The sequence below is a fragment of the Psychrobacter proteolyticus genome (assembly GCF_003350005.1).
Classification (GTDB): Bacteria; Pseudomonadota; Gammaproteobacteria; order Pseudomonadales; family Moraxellaceae; genus Psychrobacter; species Psychrobacter proteolyticus.
This window is the reverse complement of the sequence record NZ_QLKS01000003.1, coordinates 297,258-315,593: the sequence shown is the minus strand read 5'-3', so window position 1 is coordinate 315,593 and position 18,336 is coordinate 297,258. Positions and strand designations below refer to the sequence as shown.

Sequence of the window (18,336 nt, the reverse complement as noted above, 5' to 3'; positions counted from 1 at the left end):
CTCAAAAAATCAATATTAGTACAGCTGTATACTATCGTTGATATTGTGCTGACCAAATGAGAAGCGCTGCTGTAAGTCTACTAGCAAGTCTTCTACTTTTTGATTATCACCTAGACCTTGGTAAGCACGCAACAAAAGTGAGCCTGAGCGCAGTGTAGGCAATACATCATAAGGTGTCTGCAAGTAATCGATAACCTGTTTATAATTCTTTTTAGCTAGCGCATTGCTAGCCAATACATTTAAAGCTTGCAAGTGAAGATCATTGTCATAGCGAGGGTCATCATAACGAATTTGGATAATAGCTGTGGCCAGTGCCAAGCCTTGCTCTGAGCTGCGCTCATTTGCTAATAACAATTGTGCATAGCTCAATTGATAGGATAAATTGCTAGGATCTAGAGCTTGTAAGTGATTGAGCAAGGTACGTTTAATAACATAGTCTTCTTTATCATCTAAGAGCTGGGCACGTGCAAAAAGCAGCATCTCATTATCAGGGTATTTACGAGCGGCACGAGTTAGTAGACGCAGTGCTTCATCAGATTCGTTTTGTTGCCACAAGATATCGGCTTGCATGACAAAAGTATCAGGCTCAAAAACAGTAAAATCTTTGCGTAGTTTTTCTAACGTGGCAATTGCGGCGTTGGTATTATTATCGAGCATCTCAAACGCCACTACTTTTCTACGCGCTTCTAGTACTAAGTCCTCTTGCATCACGCCATTGAGATAATACTTAGCTTTATCAAACTTCTGCTGACGTTCAGCACTAATACCAAGATAATAATAGGCTTGATCAAGGTAAGCTGGACTTTTGGCAAGCATGTTGAGCAATTTATCAGCACTAGCGTACTTTTCAATATCTAGGCTGACTAATGCTGCGAGCAAGGTAATCTCGGCATCATCGCTAAAGCGGCTATGCGCCTCAAGCAATAATTTCCACGCTTGCTCGCTTTGCTTTAAGTCTAATAGATAGCGAATCTCATATAGATATAAGCTTTTGCTATCAGGGTTGCGTAGACGAGCTTGACTGACGTAATTGATGACAGTCTCTGCGGTCACAATTTTGCGCAATATATCCGCTTTTAATGTAATAAAAGGCACATAGTCTGGCTGACGCTCTAGCGCTCGATTGATATGAACGATAGCGACTTCAGGTTCGTTAAATTGATAGAGTAAGCCCGCTTTTAATACCGACAAGGAGGCATTTTGCTCACTATCTAGCGGCTGCAACGCGGCAAGCAACTCGCGTTTATCGTCATCATTATTTGGATAAATACCTATGAGAATTTCGCTTAAATCTGCACGTGGGTCATAGCGCAAGATACGGTTTAAAGTTTCACCCGCTAATATATAGTCGTGAGCACGTAAGGCCAAATGTGCGACATAAAACCAAGCCGGTACGTGGTCAGGGTTTTGGTCCTGCCATGTCTTGGCAAATTGTAATGAGTCTTCAACCCTTTCATTACGCAAAGACAGGCTAAGCGCTCTCTCAAATACCGCTGTGGCATCTTCTTTGAAAGACTGTTGCTTATAAATAGCAACTGCACGTCGTTTGTCATCGCGATCAGCGGCAAACTCTGCATCTAGTAGAGCGTACAAGCTTGGTTCACTAAGCTCAGGCTGCCATAGACTGGCTGGCGCTAGGCCATTAATGTTTTTTACGTTCTCTATGGTTAGCGTATCTTTATTATAAGGTGTATCAATCGCGGCATTACTATCATTTACTTTATTGCCATTTGGCTTATTGGCAGCTGCCGTATTATCGGTAGTAACAGATACCTTAGGGATTTTTGCTTCAAGCAATACATCGGGATGACTAGCATGAACAGGGGCTGCCAAACACAGGCACACAGCTAGGGACAACGCTAGCTTATACCGTTGACACAGGCGCTCGATAGCAACATGCAATAAAGCACGGAAGTTAGAGTGTTCGCTATAGGGATGTGGTGCCCGAAGTAATGACCCGAAAAAAATCATAGATAGCCGTATTCGCCCATGGTTTACCTACACAGATAAGGCAAGTTTGTTTTAATCATTTTAAGTTAGATATTGGCAATATGTACCCATGACAAACATTATAAGAGTAGACCGATGAGATAAACAATAGCATCCGTGTTACTCAGGTATCGGCATGTCTGACTGTATGAATGTGCTACTAGTAGCGAGTACGTCGCCAAAGAACGACACTGCAGATGATTAAATATAGATAGGTCTGTCAAACTGAATATTATAGAAATATAACAAGTTAAGATAGAGTAAGCGAATGATTTAACATTATATTATTGACCATAAGTCAAAACCCAGCTATTGATTTTATAAATCGTATGAGTAGTTGATTTGTTACATTTGCGACCAGATACAGAGATATGGTTATCATAGATGGGTGAGTGTTAATTAAAGCCCGCAATAATGATATAATAGGCGGTTTTTAGGGTCTTCCTTTTTAGCGCTGTCGTCAAAAACTGTCTTTTAAAAATAATAAGATAGCGTAAGGGGCAACTGAGCGTCATGTTTATGGTCTATCGATAATGAGATTAGTGGTCATTGGGGTCAATCACAAAACTGCACCAGTCGCTCTGCGAGAGCGCTTGGCGCTTGTGGGTGACGATGTAAATGTCGCACTCAAACAAATAGAAGCATTTACTGATGGTAGTGTGATCGTCTCTACTTGTAACCGCACTGAAATTTATGCGTTAGTGCCACAAACACCAACGTCGCAGCATGCTAATAACCTATTATCTGACTCACAATCATCCAATGTGCAAGATGTCAAAACCTCAGGACAGTCATCTAATAATACTTTTAGTAGTAGCATGAATATCTCGTCTGCTGCGATTAGTGCGCATATTACCAAAATCAAAACGTGGCTGGCTGACTTTAAGCAACTACCACTCGTTGATATTGATCCTTATCTCTATGTACATCGTGATACTCATGCACTGACTCATTGGTTAAGAGTAGCGGCTGGTCTGGACTCTATGATACTGGGTGAGCCGCAGATCCTCGGGCAGATCAAAAATTCTGTGCATCTGGCTCAAGACCAAAAAGTACTCAGCAATCAGCTCGGCTGGATCATCGATCAAGTATTCGCTGCCGCCAAACGAGTGCGTAACGAGACGCAGGTAGGCGCACAGGCTGTATCGCTTAGCTTTGCTGCAGCCAAATTGGTCACACAAATATTTGATGACTTACCCAGTCGTACGCTTTTGGTCGTTGCGGCAGGTGAGATGAATCGCTTAGTGGCTACTCATATCGCAGGGTTAGGGGTCGGACGAGTCATTATCTGTAACCGTAATCCCGAACGTGCCGAAGCATTAGCGGCTGAGCTACGTGGCCCTAATCGCCGCGTAGACGTTAGACCCTTACAAGAATTGCCGCAAGTATTGGCAGAAGCCGATATTGTCAGCAGTTGTAGTGGCAGTATGGATTTGTTGATTGATAAGACAATGACCATACAAGCGCTAAAGCGTCGCCGTTATCAGCCAATGCTTATGATAGATTTGGCCGTACCGCGCGATATCGATTCGACCATTAGCCGTATCGATGATGTTTATCTGTACTCTGTTGATGACTTACAGCATGTCATCGCAGGTAATATCGAGCAGCGTCGCCAAGCCGCAGTGGATGCTGAGCTGCTAGTGAGTCAATTGGTGGTCGAGATAGACCGCCGCTTTCAGGTTCGCCAAGTTGGCAAAGATATTCAGCAATACCGCGCGTGTACTCAAGGTCAGGTGGATAAGCTGCTGCATGAGTCTATTGCTAAGCTGCAACAAGACGATGTCAGTCCAGAAGATATCATCACTGAGCTGTCAAGACGTTTGACTCAAACACTGACCCACGCACCATCGAAACTGATGCGCAAAGCCGCACGCGAAGGCGACAGTGAGTTGCTAGACTTCGTGGTGTCAGGACTACAAGATGCTCATCGCGGGCATTGATGTTTTTATCGTGGCTTTATAAATCAAAATTTATCAATCAATACCTACCAATAAATGCTCGATAGCGCAAGTCATATCGTTGCCTGAGCGTATCGTTGTCAACCTTAAGTATCAGTGCTAATATCAAGCTCTCATGGATGGCTTAGGTCAAGATATGTGCTGGTGTTTGCTCGTAATATGACTACAAATATATTAACTTAATGTTAGTAGACCTCATCAGTGTTCGTTGTTTTTTGTTCGTTTAAAAATAATGTATCTCTAGACAGCGCAAGACCTCACCATCAAAATAATAGCACTTGATTATAGTGCTATCTAATCCATGTCGTATATTATCTAACCATACACTAGGAGTGTTCAATGCCTGCATTACGTCAAGATATCGATCCAAACGGCTTATTAGAGTATTCAGTGGTTTATACCGATCGTGCGCTGAACCATATGTCAAAAGCCTTTCAGCAAGTGATGAACGACCTATCTAGTGACCTAAAATCTGTGTATAACGCTGACGCAGTGGTGATCGTTCCTGGTTCTGGTACTTATGGTATGGAAGCAGTCGCTCGCCAGTTGGCAAATGATGAAGACTGCCTAATCATTCGTAATGGTTGGTTCAGCTATCGTTGGACGCAAATCTTAGAAAAAGGCAAAATCGCCAAGGCATCTACAGTCCTCACGGCCAATCGTGCTGATGATAGTGAGTCGCCAAAACCGTTTGCTCCAGTTGATATCGACGTTGCAGTAGCCAAAATCAAAGAAGAGAAGCCAGCAGTTGTATTTGCCCCGCATGTTGAAACCTCATCGGGCATCATCTTATCAGATGACTATATCAAAGCGTTGAGTGAGGCTGTGCATAGCGTTGGCGGACTGTTAGTCATTGACTGCATTGCCTCAGGCTGCGTATGGCTAGATATGAAGGCATTGGGCATCGATGTACTGATTAGTGCACCGCAAAAAGGTTGGAGCAGTACGCCGGGCGCTGGCTTGGTCATGTTAAGCGATGCTGCTGTCAAAAAAGTAGACAGCACTGAATCTGATAGTTTTAGTATCGACCTAAAGCAATGGCTAAACATCATGCGTGCTTACGAAAATGGCGGTCATGCGTACCATGCGACTATGCCGACAGACAGCTTACGCCAGTTCCGTGATGCCGTGAATGAAGCCAAAGCAATCGGTTTTGATAAATTGTGTGACGCACAGTGGACACTTGGCAAACGTATCCGCGAAGTACTAGAAGCGAAAGGCGTTGAGAGCGTCGCTGCTGCAGGTTTTAAAGCACCTGGTGTGGTCGTCTCTTATACTGATCGTGATGATATGCATAAAGGTAGCGCGTTTGCTGAAATCGGAGTGCAAATCGCGGCTGGAGTACCATTGAAAGTGGGCGAGCCTGATAACTTTAAAACTTTCCGATTGGGCCTGTTTGGCTTGGACAAATTGACTGATATCGATGGCACAGTAGCGCGTTTTGAAACGGCACTTGATAAAGTGTTAGGCCAGTAAAGATACCAATTAAGAGGGCTAACAAAGATATTAATGTGATAGCTTATTAAGTCTTTTTCACTGCCCTTTGTAAAGCCTTTACAGTACAGTCCTAACAGTTATAAAAAATACTGAACTAATAGTGTCATGCTAGGTTCAGTATTTTTTTACCTTTTTATTATATTTTATAATATAATGTATTTTTATAAATTAATACTCAAGTACGTATTTAATAAACTTAATTAGGTAGTCCGTTATGAGCATACAAATAGACTGGCAAGCATTTACGCCGATCTCCTTAATTGGTGGCCTAATGCTAGGCGTAGCGACGGTTATCTTACTGCTGGGTATTGGTCGTATAGCAGGCATCAGTGGTATTTTTTCAAGTCTACTAAAACCCAAGCGTGTAGAGATGTGGCAGGTGCTATTTATACTGGGTCTGGTCATTTCACCACTGCTATATCAGTTGGCAAGACCACTACCTGAGGTAGCTATCAGTACTTCCGTGCCATTATTGATTGGTGCAGGGTTATTGGTCGGCTTTGGCACGCGTTTAGGTTCAGGATGCACGAGTGGGCATGGTATCTGCGGTAATGCACGGCTGTCTCCACGGTCATTGGCAGCGACTGTCACCTTTATGCTGTTTGGAATTGTGACCGTCTATATCGGTCGTCACGTACTAGGCCTACTATAGCGAACTCGTGGCAGATTGCCAGATGAAGACTGATGGTCGGGCTCATACGCGAACGACATATGATGGTTAATAAAAAATAATAATAGCGAGATACGACGATGCTAAAAAATATAATCGGATTGCTAGCAGGACTGCTGTTTGGACTCGGACTACTGGTTTCAGGTATGACCGATCCTGTAAAGGTACAAGGGTTTTTGGACGTATTTGGTGCATGGGATATCTCCCTTGCACTGGTGATGGGCGGTGGCCTGATAGTGGCGTTTTTCGGTGTACGATTGGCAAAGCGTCAACAGAGTAGTTGGATTGGCACACCGATTGATATGCCAAGCAAAACTGTCATTAATAAAAAATTGCTTATCGGTGCGATGTTGTTCGGTATCGGCTGGGGGCTGGTTGGTATCTGCCCAGGACCAGGAATTGTGTTGCTCGGTACTGGCCAGTGGCAAGCCTATGTATTTATTCCAGCCATGGTTGTAGGAATGCTAGTTTATCAATGGCTTGAGCCTAAGCTTGGGTAATATCGTTAATTTTCCATAAATATAGTCAGAGAACTAATAAACGGCTACGGTGTTATCCTCCCTAGACGTACTATTTGTACAATCTGCAGTCGGCTGCCTTGTACCCGTTTTAGTCTTCTTTGACTATAGGTGAGCGCTCAAAAAAAGGTCAGCTATATATATGTAGCTGACCTTTTTGATGGATGTTGATTGGTGATACGACTTAATAAGTCGCCGTTCTATTTCGCACTGGCGGTTACTTTTGGCGTTTCGTGTGCCAATGATTTAGCCGCTTGGCGTAGCTCAAACTTTTGAACTTTACCTGTACTGGTCTTTGGTATTTCTGCAAAGACAATATATTTCGGCACTTTAAAACCTGCTAGGTGCTGACTACAATGCTCCATCACCGTATCACGTTGTAGAGTGCTACCAGCGTGAATCTCGATAAAGGCAACGGGTACTTCGCCCCATTTATCATGTGGCGCGGCGACGACAGCACAGCTCTCAATCGCAGGTAGTTTATACAAGACGTTTTCTACCTCGATACTAGAGATGTTCTCACCGCCTGAGATGATGATATCTTTTAGTCTGTCCATGATTTTGATATAGCCATCAGGATATTTGACGCCCAGATCACCCGTGCGGAACCAGCCATCAGCGAATGCTTCTTCGGTAGCCTTGCGGCTTTTTAGATAGCCTTTCATCACCATATTGCCACGTAGCGCCAGCTCGCCCATCTCTTCGCCATCAGCGGCGACTGGTTCAGTCGTACCTTGCTTAAACACCTCAAACCCTGCCATCAAGTGAGAAGTCATGCCTTGACGTGATTTCTTTTGGGCGCGTGTGGCCACATCAAGCTCATCCCATTCTTCCTGCTCAGCGCAGACCGTCACTGGCCCATATACTTCAGTGAGACCGTAGACGTGCGAGATATGAAAGCCCATTGCTTCCATCGCGGCCAGCATGGTTTCAGATGGCGGTGCACCAGCGACCCAGCCTTTGACCGTATGCGTGATAGCCTCTTTATATTCTGGTTTGCCGCCAGCAATCATATTATGTACGACCGGTGCAGAGCAATAATGGCTAACTTGATGCTTGGCAATCAGCTTCAATATCAAATCAGCATCAATTTTTCGCAAGCATACATTGACCCCAGCACGTTCAGCGATGGTCCAAGGAAAGCACCAGCCGTTACAGTGAAACAGTGGTAGCGTCCACAGATACATCGGGTGCTTGGGCATGTCCCAATCTAAAATATTAGAGACAGCATTGAGAGTTGCACCGCGATGATGATAGACCACACCTTTGGGCTTGCCTGTCGTACCAGAGGTATAGTTCAGCGCAATGGCATCCCACTCATCTGTCGGCATCTCCCAATTATCCAAGCTGTCTGAACTGGCTACCAATGTTTCATAACTCATGTGCCCAAAGCGCTCGACATCGACAGCCTTGTCCGTTGAGTGAATGACGATTAAGTCTGGAAAAGTCTCATCGATAATCTCAGCATGTTCAGCAAATTCGCTATCTAAAATTAAAACCTTTGCTTCGGAATGCTGCAAACAAAAGGTAAGTGCATTGATATCAAGGCGCGTGTTGAGGGTGCAGAGGACACCGCCAGACATAGGCACACCAAAGGCGCATTCGACCATCGCAGGCGTGTTCGGCAGCATCACGGCTACGGTGTCATTTTTATCGATACCCAATTTGCGCAGGCCATCAGCCAGTTGACGACAGCGAGTATAGGTCTGTTGCCATGTCTGAGTGAGGCTATTGTGTTCTAGGTCGTCATAAATGATGGCAGTCTTATTAGGATAAACTTGAGCGCTGCGAATGATAAAATCAATAGGGGTAAGTGGTTGATGGTTGGCGGCGTTTTTGCCAAGACCTGTATGGAAATCTGTCATGATGATAGTCCTTTATTGTATTTCTATAATGCGTCAGTACATTAACGTCAGTATATTATTTAGTACAGTAATCTAGCATAGAAATTATAGGTATAAGTCGATATTTATCGATTTATATCTTAGTCTAATCTCTCAATGATATTAAGCTAACGGTATATAATCTACCTCAAAAGTTGGCTGGGTTTTGTGGTGTTTGCTTAACCGTATGCCACAGTACAGCCTGATACACCGTCCTGCTCGTTATAGCAATTAATATAGTGCTCACTCATCAGTCGCTTGTCTGCATAGCTGACAATAATCGCGGTGTGTTACGATATCGAAGATGCTAAACCCCTTAGGCCCACTAATTCTAAAAAGCCGTTTTTAAGAAGTAGCCTCATAAACTATTCATAAGGAAAATGATATGTCTGCCAGCCATAGTGCCAATACGATCCAAACCGCTAGCACCAATGAACACTATCCGCATTTATTTGAGCCGCTAGATTTGGGCTTTACTACGCTAAAAAACCGTATGGTTATGGGCTCGATGCATACTGGGCTTGAAGACCGTTTTTATAATTATGGCAAGCTGGCGGCGTATTTTGCAGAACGTGCCAAGGGCGGCGTGGCAATGATGATCACTGGCGGCATCTCGCCCAATCGCGAAGGTTGGTTGTTGCCTGCTGGCGGAACGATGAATACCAAAGCTGACGTCATCAATCACCAGCGCGTTACTCGTGCTGTGCATAAACATGACAGCAAAATCATCATGCAGATATTGCACAGTGGTCGCTATGGCTATCATCCATTTGCCGTATCCTCTAGCCCGATTAAGTCACCAATTTCACCGTTTAAGCCACGCAAGATGAGCATCAAAAACATCGAGCAGACGGTAAAAGACTATGCTCGCTCAGCCAAACTTGCCAAGCAAGCAGGCTATGATGGCGTCGAAATCATGGGCTCTGAAGGTTATCTACTCAACCAGTTTTTATCAAGCCATGTGAATAAGCGTAAAGACATTTATGGTGGTGATATTCATGGTCGTATGAAGTTTGCTGTCGACGTGGTCAAAGCCGTTCGTGAGGCGACTGGCGAAGACTTTATTATTCTATTCCGCTTATCAGTGATTGATTTGGTCAAAGACGGTAACGTCATGGATGAAGTCATTACTGTGGCTAAGGCGCTAGAAGAAGCAGGCGTGACCATCATGAACACCGGCATCGGCTGGCATGAAGCGCGTGTGCCGACTATCGTCACTAGCGTGCCACGAGCTGCTTTCGTTGATTTCACTGCTGAAATCAAAAAGCATATTAGTATCCCGATGATGGCGGCCAACCGTATCAACATGCCAGAAACAGCAGAAGAGATTGTTGCGACTGGTCAAGCTGATATGATTCAGATGGCGCGTCCATTCTTGGCTGATGCGCACTGGGTCAATAAAGCCAAAAACGGTCAGACAGATCGCATTAACACCTGTATTGCTTGTAACCAAGCCTGCCTCGACCATACGTTTGAAAACAAACGCTCGACTTGTTTGGTCAATCCGCAAGCCTGTTATGAGACTGAATTGGTCTATAAGAAAACCAAAAAACCGAAAAAAGTCGCCGTCATCGGTGGCGGTGTTGCTGGTATGTCAGCGGCACATGTGGCGGCCTTACGTGGTCATGACGTGACTCTGTTTGAAGCAAAAGATGTGCTTGGTGGGCAGTTTAACTATGCCAAAGTTATCCCTGGTAAAGAAGAGTTCTTCGAGACTATTCGCTACTATATCAATGAGCTTGAGCATCTGGGTGTTGAAATTAAACTGAGCACCAAAGTTGATAAAGACATGCTTGAAAAAGCTAAGTTCCATCATGTCATCGTAGCAACGGGTGTCGTACCGAGAAGTCTAGAAGGTAAGCTAGAAGGTGCTGAGTTGCCACAAGTCATGAGCTATGCTGAGCTGCTGTCTGGTGAAAAAGCAGTGGGCAATACCGTAGCTGTTATCGGTGCTGGTGGTATCGGCTTTGATGTCAGTGAATATCTAACGGCTAATCATGGTAAGTCACTGGATGAGATCGGCCCTGAGGGACTAAAAGACCCAAGCTATCGCCCTGAGCCGCAGTCTATCAGCGAGTGGCGCGAAGAGTGGGGCGTGACCAATGATACCGATTATCAAAGTGATGGTGGTCTGGTCAGACTGCACGCGATTAAGCCAATTCGCCAAGTATATTTGATGCAGCGTAGTAAAGGCCGTCTGGGTAGTGGTCTAAACAAAACCTCAGGCTGGGTGCATCGTGCGCATATCAAATCTCATGGTGTGATCCAAGTTGCTGGTGTGCAATATGACAAAATCACCAACGAAGGTATCTGGGTAACTAACCCACAAGGTCAAAGCCAGTTATTACGTGTCGATAGCGTCGTTGTCTGTGCTGGTCAAGAGTCAGTCGTTGAGCTGATGCCAAATGTTGGTGATGCACCAGACGCGCAATATCACCTCATCGGCGGTGCTAAGCTAGCAGCTGAGCTAGATGCCAAACGCGCAATCCGTGATGGTGCTGAGGTTGCAGCGGGGATTTAAAGTTTTGAGTTTATAAGTTAGTATAAATTTAATAGATGGTAGGAGAGCAGTTTCCTGCCATCTGCTCATATCTGTTTTACTAATGGCGTGCGGTCTATTTTGTCCAGTGGCTTTTTACTATTGCCTTGGTAGTTTCCTTAGGTAGATTCAGTGATACTATCATTTGCAACAAGGTATCACGTCCATCAGGGTAGGCAGTGAATTCTATTTTCTTACATATATTAGTGGGTTTGGATATAGTTCATGATTGGTAAAATATAATGGTTTATACTCATCTAAAAATACCTAATATAGTATTTTTAAAACTACGTTTACTGAAAACTTCAAACTATATGACTAAGAAACTCTAGTTCTAACTCTGCCTTACCGTCAATATAGTTATCTGTTTTATTAAGTTTGTATAGTGATTTTCCAGATGTTCCAGAATAACTGTAATGAAATATTAATTCTAAATTCTTATATAGGTTATCTATCTCTATATTTGGATTTGAATCTTCTTCATGACAAAAAAAAGAAATATCAAACTTGGATAGGTCTGAATACTCAGGCGAACTTTTATTACTCATCATATTGTTAAAGCTGACTCTCCTTATAATATGAACTTTGGTATCAATACTTAACCGTATTCCAGTAACTTTCTTTTCACTAACATTTGTCAGTATACATTCTCCACCCAAATTCATGATAATCATGCTCAAATTGTTACTAGAAGGATGATAGTCTGATCCTTCATAAATAGAGAAGATAGGGCGCTTCAGCTCAATATCTTTTAAATATATATCAAATTGTTTCGCAGTGATTTCCAACTGAGCATTTAGAGCCTCTGATTGCTCTTTAAGAGCTTTTTCAGAACCTTGCTGAGCTTTGATAGATTCTTTTAGCTCAAATCGCTGTAGTCTAAGCTCCTTACTTTGAATTAGGTAAGCCTCTATAAACCCATAAAACGCTAAAATAGAAAATATTCCTGACAAAAATGCACCAATGTCGCCAAGAGATAATGAACGTGCTGTATTATCAGGAGAGCAGTTTAGCCAAAATAAAAAAATGACTCCGCAGGTAAAAAGCCATCCTATAGCAATAAACTTAGCTCTTTTAGGTATTTTTATTTTCAGCTCATTATCTATAGAATCTTGATTGTCCGACATTGTCAGTCACCTTAATAGGCTGTTATAAGTAAATATAAATATATATTTTATAAGGATTGTGAACCATCAACTCTACAATCTACCATTTCATCTCGCCAACTAACCACTGCTCAAAATCACTAATTTGCGCTGCCAACTCAGGTTGCGCTTTTGTTAGGTCATCGAGCTTGTTTTTAATCTCAGGCTTATTATATTTAACGCCAGTCAATGTCTTTTTAAGTAGGTCAATAAGCTCAACATTTAGTGCATCAGAGAAGATGACAACTTCGGTAATCATTGCCTGCTTCACATCCATATGCACATCCATCATGCCCCAATCAAATCGCGTCTCGATATGATGGGTGAACTCAGGCGTTTTACCAAAGCGCCAATCCCAGTCTGCCATCTGCTGATAGTAAGCGTTTAGCGTGGGCTGCTTAGCAAGACTGGCTTCATCTAATTGCTCGACCTGTGCACTCTCTCCATGATATTCACAGAAGGCTTCGATAATCGCATCAGACAGGGTCTCGTGATTGATAGTCTCATTAAAATCTACCAAGTTTGCCACGCGAGCGCGCACAGATTTGATGCCTTTCGCTTTAAGCTTTAATGGATGCGGGTTTAGATAGTCGCCAAGCTTTTGCATGTTGGCATTGACCAGCAATGTGCCATGATGAAAGCTGCGATCGGCGGCATGTCTAAATGCGCTGCCCGATATTTTTCGGTCGCCGACCTGCATATCGTTACGACCAGACAGTGTGGCGTCTATGCCGAGTTTCTTAAGCGCATTGATGATGACGGTGAAGTTTGCTTCTTGATCGTAAGCATCACTGGGCGATAGAAAAGTAAAGTTGGTATTACCTAAGTCATGGAACACAGCGCCGCCGCCACTCTGACGCCGCGCTAAAAATACATCGTCCGCTTCCATCTTATCGGTTTTGCACTCTACCCATGGATTTTGCGAGCGTCCAATAACCACGGTCTCAGAGTTTCGCCATAAAAATAGAGTATGCGAGTCGGGATTCAGTGTATTAAATATCCAATCTTCGGTGGCAAGATTAAACCAAGGATTGGTCACAGCAGATTTTAGGATGCGCAGTTTCATGTATTTGACTCGTTAATAAACTAGGTTTGTGAGTAGGTTTTATAAATAGGTAGCATCATTCTTACCGATGCTGGTTTGTAATTCAATAGGTGTGTGCTAAGTAGTTATAGGGTATTAAGGTTAATATTCGTGATTGAATTTTGAGTAAAGTGGGTTATCAGATACGTAATTTACTGGAACTCTATTTAATTTGAATAGTAGATTATTTCTAATAAAAAAACTCTACTAAAGCCGAATAAATAAAATATTCCTTCCTAGTCTTCTGCTATTATTAGGATTGTGAGGCAAATAAATAGTGTATGTAGCAACAAAAAAATTCGTAAAACCTCCTAGTTTCTAGGAAGAGTAAGGGTGAAGCGCCTACCCAATTTGCAGATTCTTTAGGTAAAAAGAGATATAAAAATAACTGGATTATGGGTCTACTCGCTGAGCAAAACGTTCTATATTTTTAATGGAGAGATATGATGAATATTGAACTAGCCCAACTAATGAGTGAGTTAGAACAATCAAACGAAAAAACTAATGAGTCTTCTATTTCAATTAAGATCAATAAAGTCACACATGAGGATCAGAGCTTAGAAGCTATTGCAGAGAGAATTGCATTTGGATTTTGCGAGGATTATCAACATAAACAGAGTGGTTGGGGTACATACTTCGGTCCTATGATGGTATGGATGGGTGATGATGGTAAAGCTTATGAGAGTCCTAGTATTTTCTCTGTTACGGAAGAGATCATGGAGTACTGGATAAGTAGATCGAAAACTACTCCTAACCCTATATTAAAAGCGCGTTACTGTGGTCTCATATGGGATCTATCTAAAGCTACTGTTGATAAAAATCCTGACTATACTATTGCTGTTGAATATGTGAACGCGCTTCTTGATATAACAAATAAAAGCCTTTATAAACACCCAAATGAAGCTATTAAAAAAATTACAAGAGCATATAAGGTAGCAACTGGCTTAAATAATCATAACTTAATAAATAGCTGCATTGAGAGTGCCATTAACTTAGAGGATCGTATAGCAGAGGATAATAAAGCAGGGCTATGGGGTTTTTGTTTTGACCTTTTCGTTTTGAATAAGAGCAAATATTTATCTGAAGTACAACAGAAAAAATTAGTAAGTAATCTTGAGACCCGTTTGCTCCGAGTTTCTAAGCTTCAATCTCCATGGATATGTGAAGCAGTTGGTATTCGTTTAGCAACTTATTATCGAAGCAAACAACAAAATGCAGAGGTCATTCGAATCATCAATATAGTTGGTAAAAATTTTGAGAGTTCATGTAATGGATTGGCACCTATACAGGCTTCTTCATGGTTACAGCACATACACGATATATATATCAGTTTCAATATGAAAGATGATGCAGAGCGTGTAACGAAAAAAATAACAGAGGTAGGTCCAGGTGTTGTAGATAGTATGCAGATGTTCTCTCATAGCGTAGAAATACCAAAAGAGCAGCTAGATTCTTATCTTGACTCAATGACAAAGGGTGGTCTAGAAAATACGCTCATAAGAATTGGAGCACAGTTTATACCAAAGAAAGATCAAGTAGAGCAACAAGTTTTAGAGTTAGCAGAAAACTATCCGCTGACAAACTTATTTACTAAGACGCTTCAAGATCATAAAGGAAGACCTCTCGCCACTATTGGTAGTGTTGAAGAAGACTTAGAGGGGCGTATAATTCACCAACTTTCCAGCAATTTAAATACTAACGCTTTTTTTCTTAGACATTCGTTAAAAAAGGCTTTAGACGTTTATAACATAAAGGTGCAAGATCTAACCGACTTTGTATTTAAGTCGCCCATATTTGAAGAAACAAAGAAAGATATTATTAATGCTGGTTTACAGGCATATTTGAACCAAGATTATATCTCAGCAATACATATATTAGTACCTCAAACAGAAGCTGCTATTCGGTCGTTAGTTGAATTAGCAGGAGGGGCAACTTTAAGAAGAAATAGGCAAGGTGGACTACAGCTAAGAACCTTCGATGATCTGCTTAGAGACGAGAAAGTCGAAGAGTGTTTTGGTATTGATTTAACATTTTACTTTAGGATATTACTTACTGAACAGAGAGGTTGGAATGTCAGAAATAATATATGTCACGGAATAAGTCCATCAAATGCGTTTAGTTATTCAGTAGCAGATAGAATTATGCATGTAATTCTTTGCTTGGCACAGGTAAGTGTTACAGATACCTAATAAGTTATCGCTATAAGAATTAGTTAGATAAAAGCGTCTCTCAAGAGCGTTTTTATCTGACCAAATTTTATGGAAACTAAACAACCTAATCAAAATCTTCTTTTAAAATAGTCGAAATATTACGCTTGGCAAGTCCCATAATAAAAATATACGAATTGAAGACAGCGCTTCTAAAAATCAACAAATCATCTTGCACGTCAATATTTTCGATCCCTTTGACGAGACCTATACCATTAGTCACACCGCCAAATAAGCAGCCTTCAAGTCAATTTTCACCACTTTATCAAAGCGCAGCGATAAAGCTATCGACTTTATATTGAACAAGGCTACTGAGTAGATAATACCCCGTCATAAATACAGAAGATATTATACCCATCAAACAATTAAAAAGTTATCATCATGAGTTTTTAATCACATGATAATTTTTACAACGCATCAGACGCTTATGACCGACACGAGTTGGTAAACGCAGTCTAAGCGCTTAATAGGATTACCCAATGACCAACCGTGACCTCATCATCTTTGTGACGCTCTCTTTTATGTGGTCACTCTCCTTCGTTTTTTATCGTATTGGCGTGCCTGAGTTTGGCTCATTGGCATTCGCCAGTTTGCGTGTGATATTCGCCGGATTGGTCATGTTGGTGTTTGTATTGCTCAATAAGAAAAACAGAGTAGGCATCAAGGAGCATTGGAAAATGCTAGCGCTCGTCGGCTTGTTTTCAGCAGCGCTGCCTTTTGTGTTGTTCTCATTTTCCGCGCAGTCAGTGAACGCAGGCGTGCTAGCCGTACTAAATGCCTCTGTGCCAATGATGAGTGGTTTTATCGCAAGAGTCTTCTTTAAAGATAGGCTATCGAAAAAACAAGCACTTGGTTTGGTCATCGGAGTGATCGGAGTGATCATACTGATGAGCGAAAGCTTGTTTGGAGGCGGCGAGCCAGGCAAAGGGTTGGTCGAAGGGCTACTACCAATGGGTTACGCGCTACTGGCCTGTGTGGGTTATGCGCTTGGGGCCAATATCACCAAGAACTATCTGTACGAAGTATCGCCAGTCGCTATCACCGCAGGCTCACTCATTATAGGTAGTATTATTATGCTGCCTGTGGCTTTTAATGAGTTCCCTTATGGCAAAGATATCAGCATAAAGGCGTGGGTATCAGTGATCTGTATCGGGGTATTTTCGACCGCCATTGCGCTTATCTTTATGAACCAGCTGATTAAAAATATTGGCCCGACGCGCGCCACTAGTATTACTTTAGTCATTCCGATTTTTGCCATTATTTTAGGGTATCTACTACTTGGTGAAGCCCTAAATATCCAAGCCATCATCGGTTCAGTGGTGATATTGTTTGGTACGTATCTGTCACTAGAGCTGTCTGTCAAAAAAATGCTACAACCAAAGAATTCCACGCGGGCGACGAGAGTTTAAGCTTTGGTAAACTGTCTTCGTAGCCTCTAATTACAAATATTCGAATATCTAAATATTGGTGTTTCTGTTTGTAAATATCGCTTGGAATAATGGCGTCTGCCCCTTATAAAGAACTTGGCTTATGAGTAGCGTATTTAGTAAATTATAGAACGACAGCTAAGTGCTACCTACTAATATAAGTGCTATTTATAACCAATAATAGTAAACCTGATAGTAAGGTTTGAAACAATAAACAGGGCTTTTTATGGCACACGATAATTTATTTGAAACCGTCAAGATGGGTACCCAAACCCTAAAAAACCGCATTATTATGGCACCGTTGACGCGTCTGCGTTCGGTTGAGCCAAGCGATGTACCAACAGCACTGGCAAGCGAATATTATTCACAGCGCGCAGGTTCTGGCTTGGTAATCACTGAGGCAACGCAAGTATCTTTCCAAGCGAAAGGCTATGCTGGCGCGCCAGGCGTTCATACCAAAGACCAAATTACTGCGTGGAAAACCATCGTAGATAACGTCCATGCTAAAGGCGGCAAAATCGTCGTACAGCTATGGCACACGGGCCTAGTCTCTCATGAGAGCGTACAGCCAGACGGCAAAGCGCCCATCTCTGCTTCTAACGTTGATGTTGGTGTACGTACCTCGTTACGTGATAGCGACAACCAAGCCATTCGTGTAGATGCAACGCCGCCACGTCCAGCCACGCTTGAAGAAATCAAACAAGTTATCGCTGACTTTGGTCAAGCAACTAAGAACGCTAAAGAAGCGGGTTTTGACGGTGTAGAAATCCATGGTGCCCATGGTTATTTATTGCATCAGTTTTGGGTTGAGCAAACCAACCAGCGTGATGATGAATACGGCGGTAGCCGCGAAAACCGTGCGCGCTTGACGCTTGATGTTATCGATGCGTGCGTAGACGCTTGGGATGAAGATCATGTCGGTATTCGTATTTCACCACTTGGTACGTTCAACAACGTAGAAGCTGGATATAACGAAGACGAAAATATCTGGATGATTGAGCAGATCAACAAACGCGGAATCATGTATCTGCATCTGTCAGAGCCAGATTGGGCAGGTGGTACGCCGTATAGCGAAGACTTCCGTAAGCGTGTGCGTGCTGCTTTTGATCAAATGATTATCGCAGCTGGTGGTTACACTGCCGAAAAAGCAGAGCAAAATGTAAAAGCGGGTTATATCGATGCAGTCGCCTTTGGCCGTGACTATATCGCCAACCCTGATTTGGCTGAGCGTATCCAAAAAGGCGCGCCTCTTAATGAGCAGCATCCAGAATCTTTCTATGGTGGCGGTGCTGAAGGTTATACCGACTATCCATTTTTAGACCAAGCGTAATAGTTAGATTTTTAACTAAATAACGCAACATAAAAAAGCCGCTTAACTATCAATAGTTGAGCGGCTTTTTTTTATGCAGAGATTTT

12 protein-coding genes are annotated in these 18,336 nt (G+C 42.5%); 8 read left to right on the top strand and 4 right to left on the bottom strand.

Annotation, left to right across the window (positions count from 1 at the left end; all coding sequences use genetic code 11):
- Nucleotides 1-15 precede the first annotated feature (15 nt).
- Nucleotides 16-1,971, bottom strand: coding sequence for a tetratricopeptide repeat protein (locus DXK30_RS08450; protein WP_114701330.1), 1,956 nt, complete (start codon nt 1,969-1,971; stop codon nt 16-18).
- Between the two features lie 551 nt (nt 1,972-2,522).
- On the opposite strand from DXK30_RS08450, the gene hemA reads away from it, so the two are divergent.
- The 4 genes from hemA (at nt 2,523) to DXK30_RS08430 (ending at nt 6,617) form a co-directional block, all read left to right on the top strand.
- On the top strand, nt 2,523-3,932 hold the full coding sequence (gene hemA / locus DXK30_RS08445) for a glutamyl-tRNA reductase (RefSeq protein ID WP_114701329.1): 1,410 nt from the start codon (nt 2,523-2,525) through the stop codon (nt 3,930-3,932).
- 357 nt (nt 3,933-4,289) lie between these two features.
- Nucleotides 4,290-5,426 (top strand): aminotransferase class V-fold PLP-dependent enzyme, encoded by a 1,137-nt coding sequence (locus DXK30_RS08440; RefSeq protein WP_114701328.1) that lies wholly within the window; start codon nt 4,290-4,292, stop codon nt 5,424-5,426.
- A gap of 235 nt (nt 5,427-5,661) precedes the next feature.
- Nucleotides 5,662-6,099, top strand: coding sequence for a YeeE/YedE family protein (locus DXK30_RS08435; RefSeq protein WP_114701327.1), 438 nt, complete (start codon nt 5,662-5,664; stop codon nt 6,097-6,099).
- Nucleotides 6,100-6,197: 98 nt separating this feature from the next.
- A complete protein-coding gene (locus DXK30_RS08430) occupies nt 6,198-6,617 on the top strand; it encodes a DUF6691 family protein (protein ID WP_114701326.1) in 420 nt (139 codons plus the stop codon).
- 218 nt (nt 6,618-6,835) lie between these two features.
- Here the strand turns inward: DXK30_RS08430 and DXK30_RS08425 are convergent, their stop codons facing one another.
- Nucleotides 6,836-8,500 carry an AMP-binding protein gene (locus DXK30_RS08425; protein ID WP_114701325.1) on the bottom strand — a complete coding sequence of 555 codons (1,665 nt, stop codon included), beginning with the start codon at nt 8,498-8,500 and terminating at the stop codon, nt 6,836-6,838.
- 403 nt (nt 8,501-8,903) lie between these two features.
- On the opposite strand from DXK30_RS08425, the gene DXK30_RS08420 reads away from it, so the two are divergent.
- Nucleotides 8,904-11,039, top strand: a complete 2,136-nt coding sequence (locus DXK30_RS08420) for an NADPH-dependent 2,4-dienoyl-CoA reductase (RefSeq protein WP_114701324.1) — start codon at nt 8,904-8,906, stop codon at nt 11,037-11,039.
- A gap of 323 nt (nt 11,040-11,362) precedes the next feature.
- Here the strand turns inward: DXK30_RS08420 and DXK30_RS08415 are convergent, their stop codons facing one another.
- Together DXK30_RS08415 and DXK30_RS08410 are read right to left on the bottom strand one after the other, a co-directional pair.
- A complete protein-coding gene (locus DXK30_RS08415; RefSeq protein ID WP_114701323.1) occupies nt 11,363-12,184 on the bottom strand; it encodes a hypothetical protein in 822 nt (273 codons plus the stop codon).
- 79 nt (nt 12,185-12,263) lie between these two features.
- Complete coding sequence (locus DXK30_RS08410) at nt 12,264-13,268, bottom strand: lipoate--protein ligase (RefSeq protein WP_114701322.1); 1,005 nt, start codon at nt 13,266-13,268, stop codon at nt 12,264-12,266.
- Nucleotides 13,269-13,729: 461 nt separating this feature from the next.
- Between DXK30_RS08410 and DXK30_RS08405 the strand changes: the two genes are divergently transcribed.
- From DXK30_RS08405 to nemA, 3 genes are all read left to right on the top strand, one after another.
- Complete coding sequence (locus DXK30_RS08405) at nt 13,730-15,475, top strand: DUF4209 domain-containing protein (RefSeq protein ID WP_114701321.1); 1,746 nt, start codon at nt 13,730-13,732, stop codon at nt 15,473-15,475.
- A gap of 497 nt (nt 15,476-15,972) precedes the next feature.
- Nucleotides 15,973-16,902 (top strand): DMT family transporter, encoded by a 930-nt coding sequence (locus DXK30_RS08400; protein ID WP_114701320.1) that lies wholly within the window; start codon nt 15,973-15,975, stop codon nt 16,900-16,902.
- A 244-nt stretch (nt 16,903-17,146) separates the two neighbouring features.
- On the top strand, nt 17,147-18,250 hold the full coding sequence (gene nemA, locus DXK30_RS08395) for an alkene reductase (RefSeq protein WP_114701319.1): 1,104 nt from the start codon (nt 17,147-17,149) through the stop codon (nt 18,248-18,250).
- Nucleotides 18,251-18,336 lie beyond the last annotated feature (86 nt).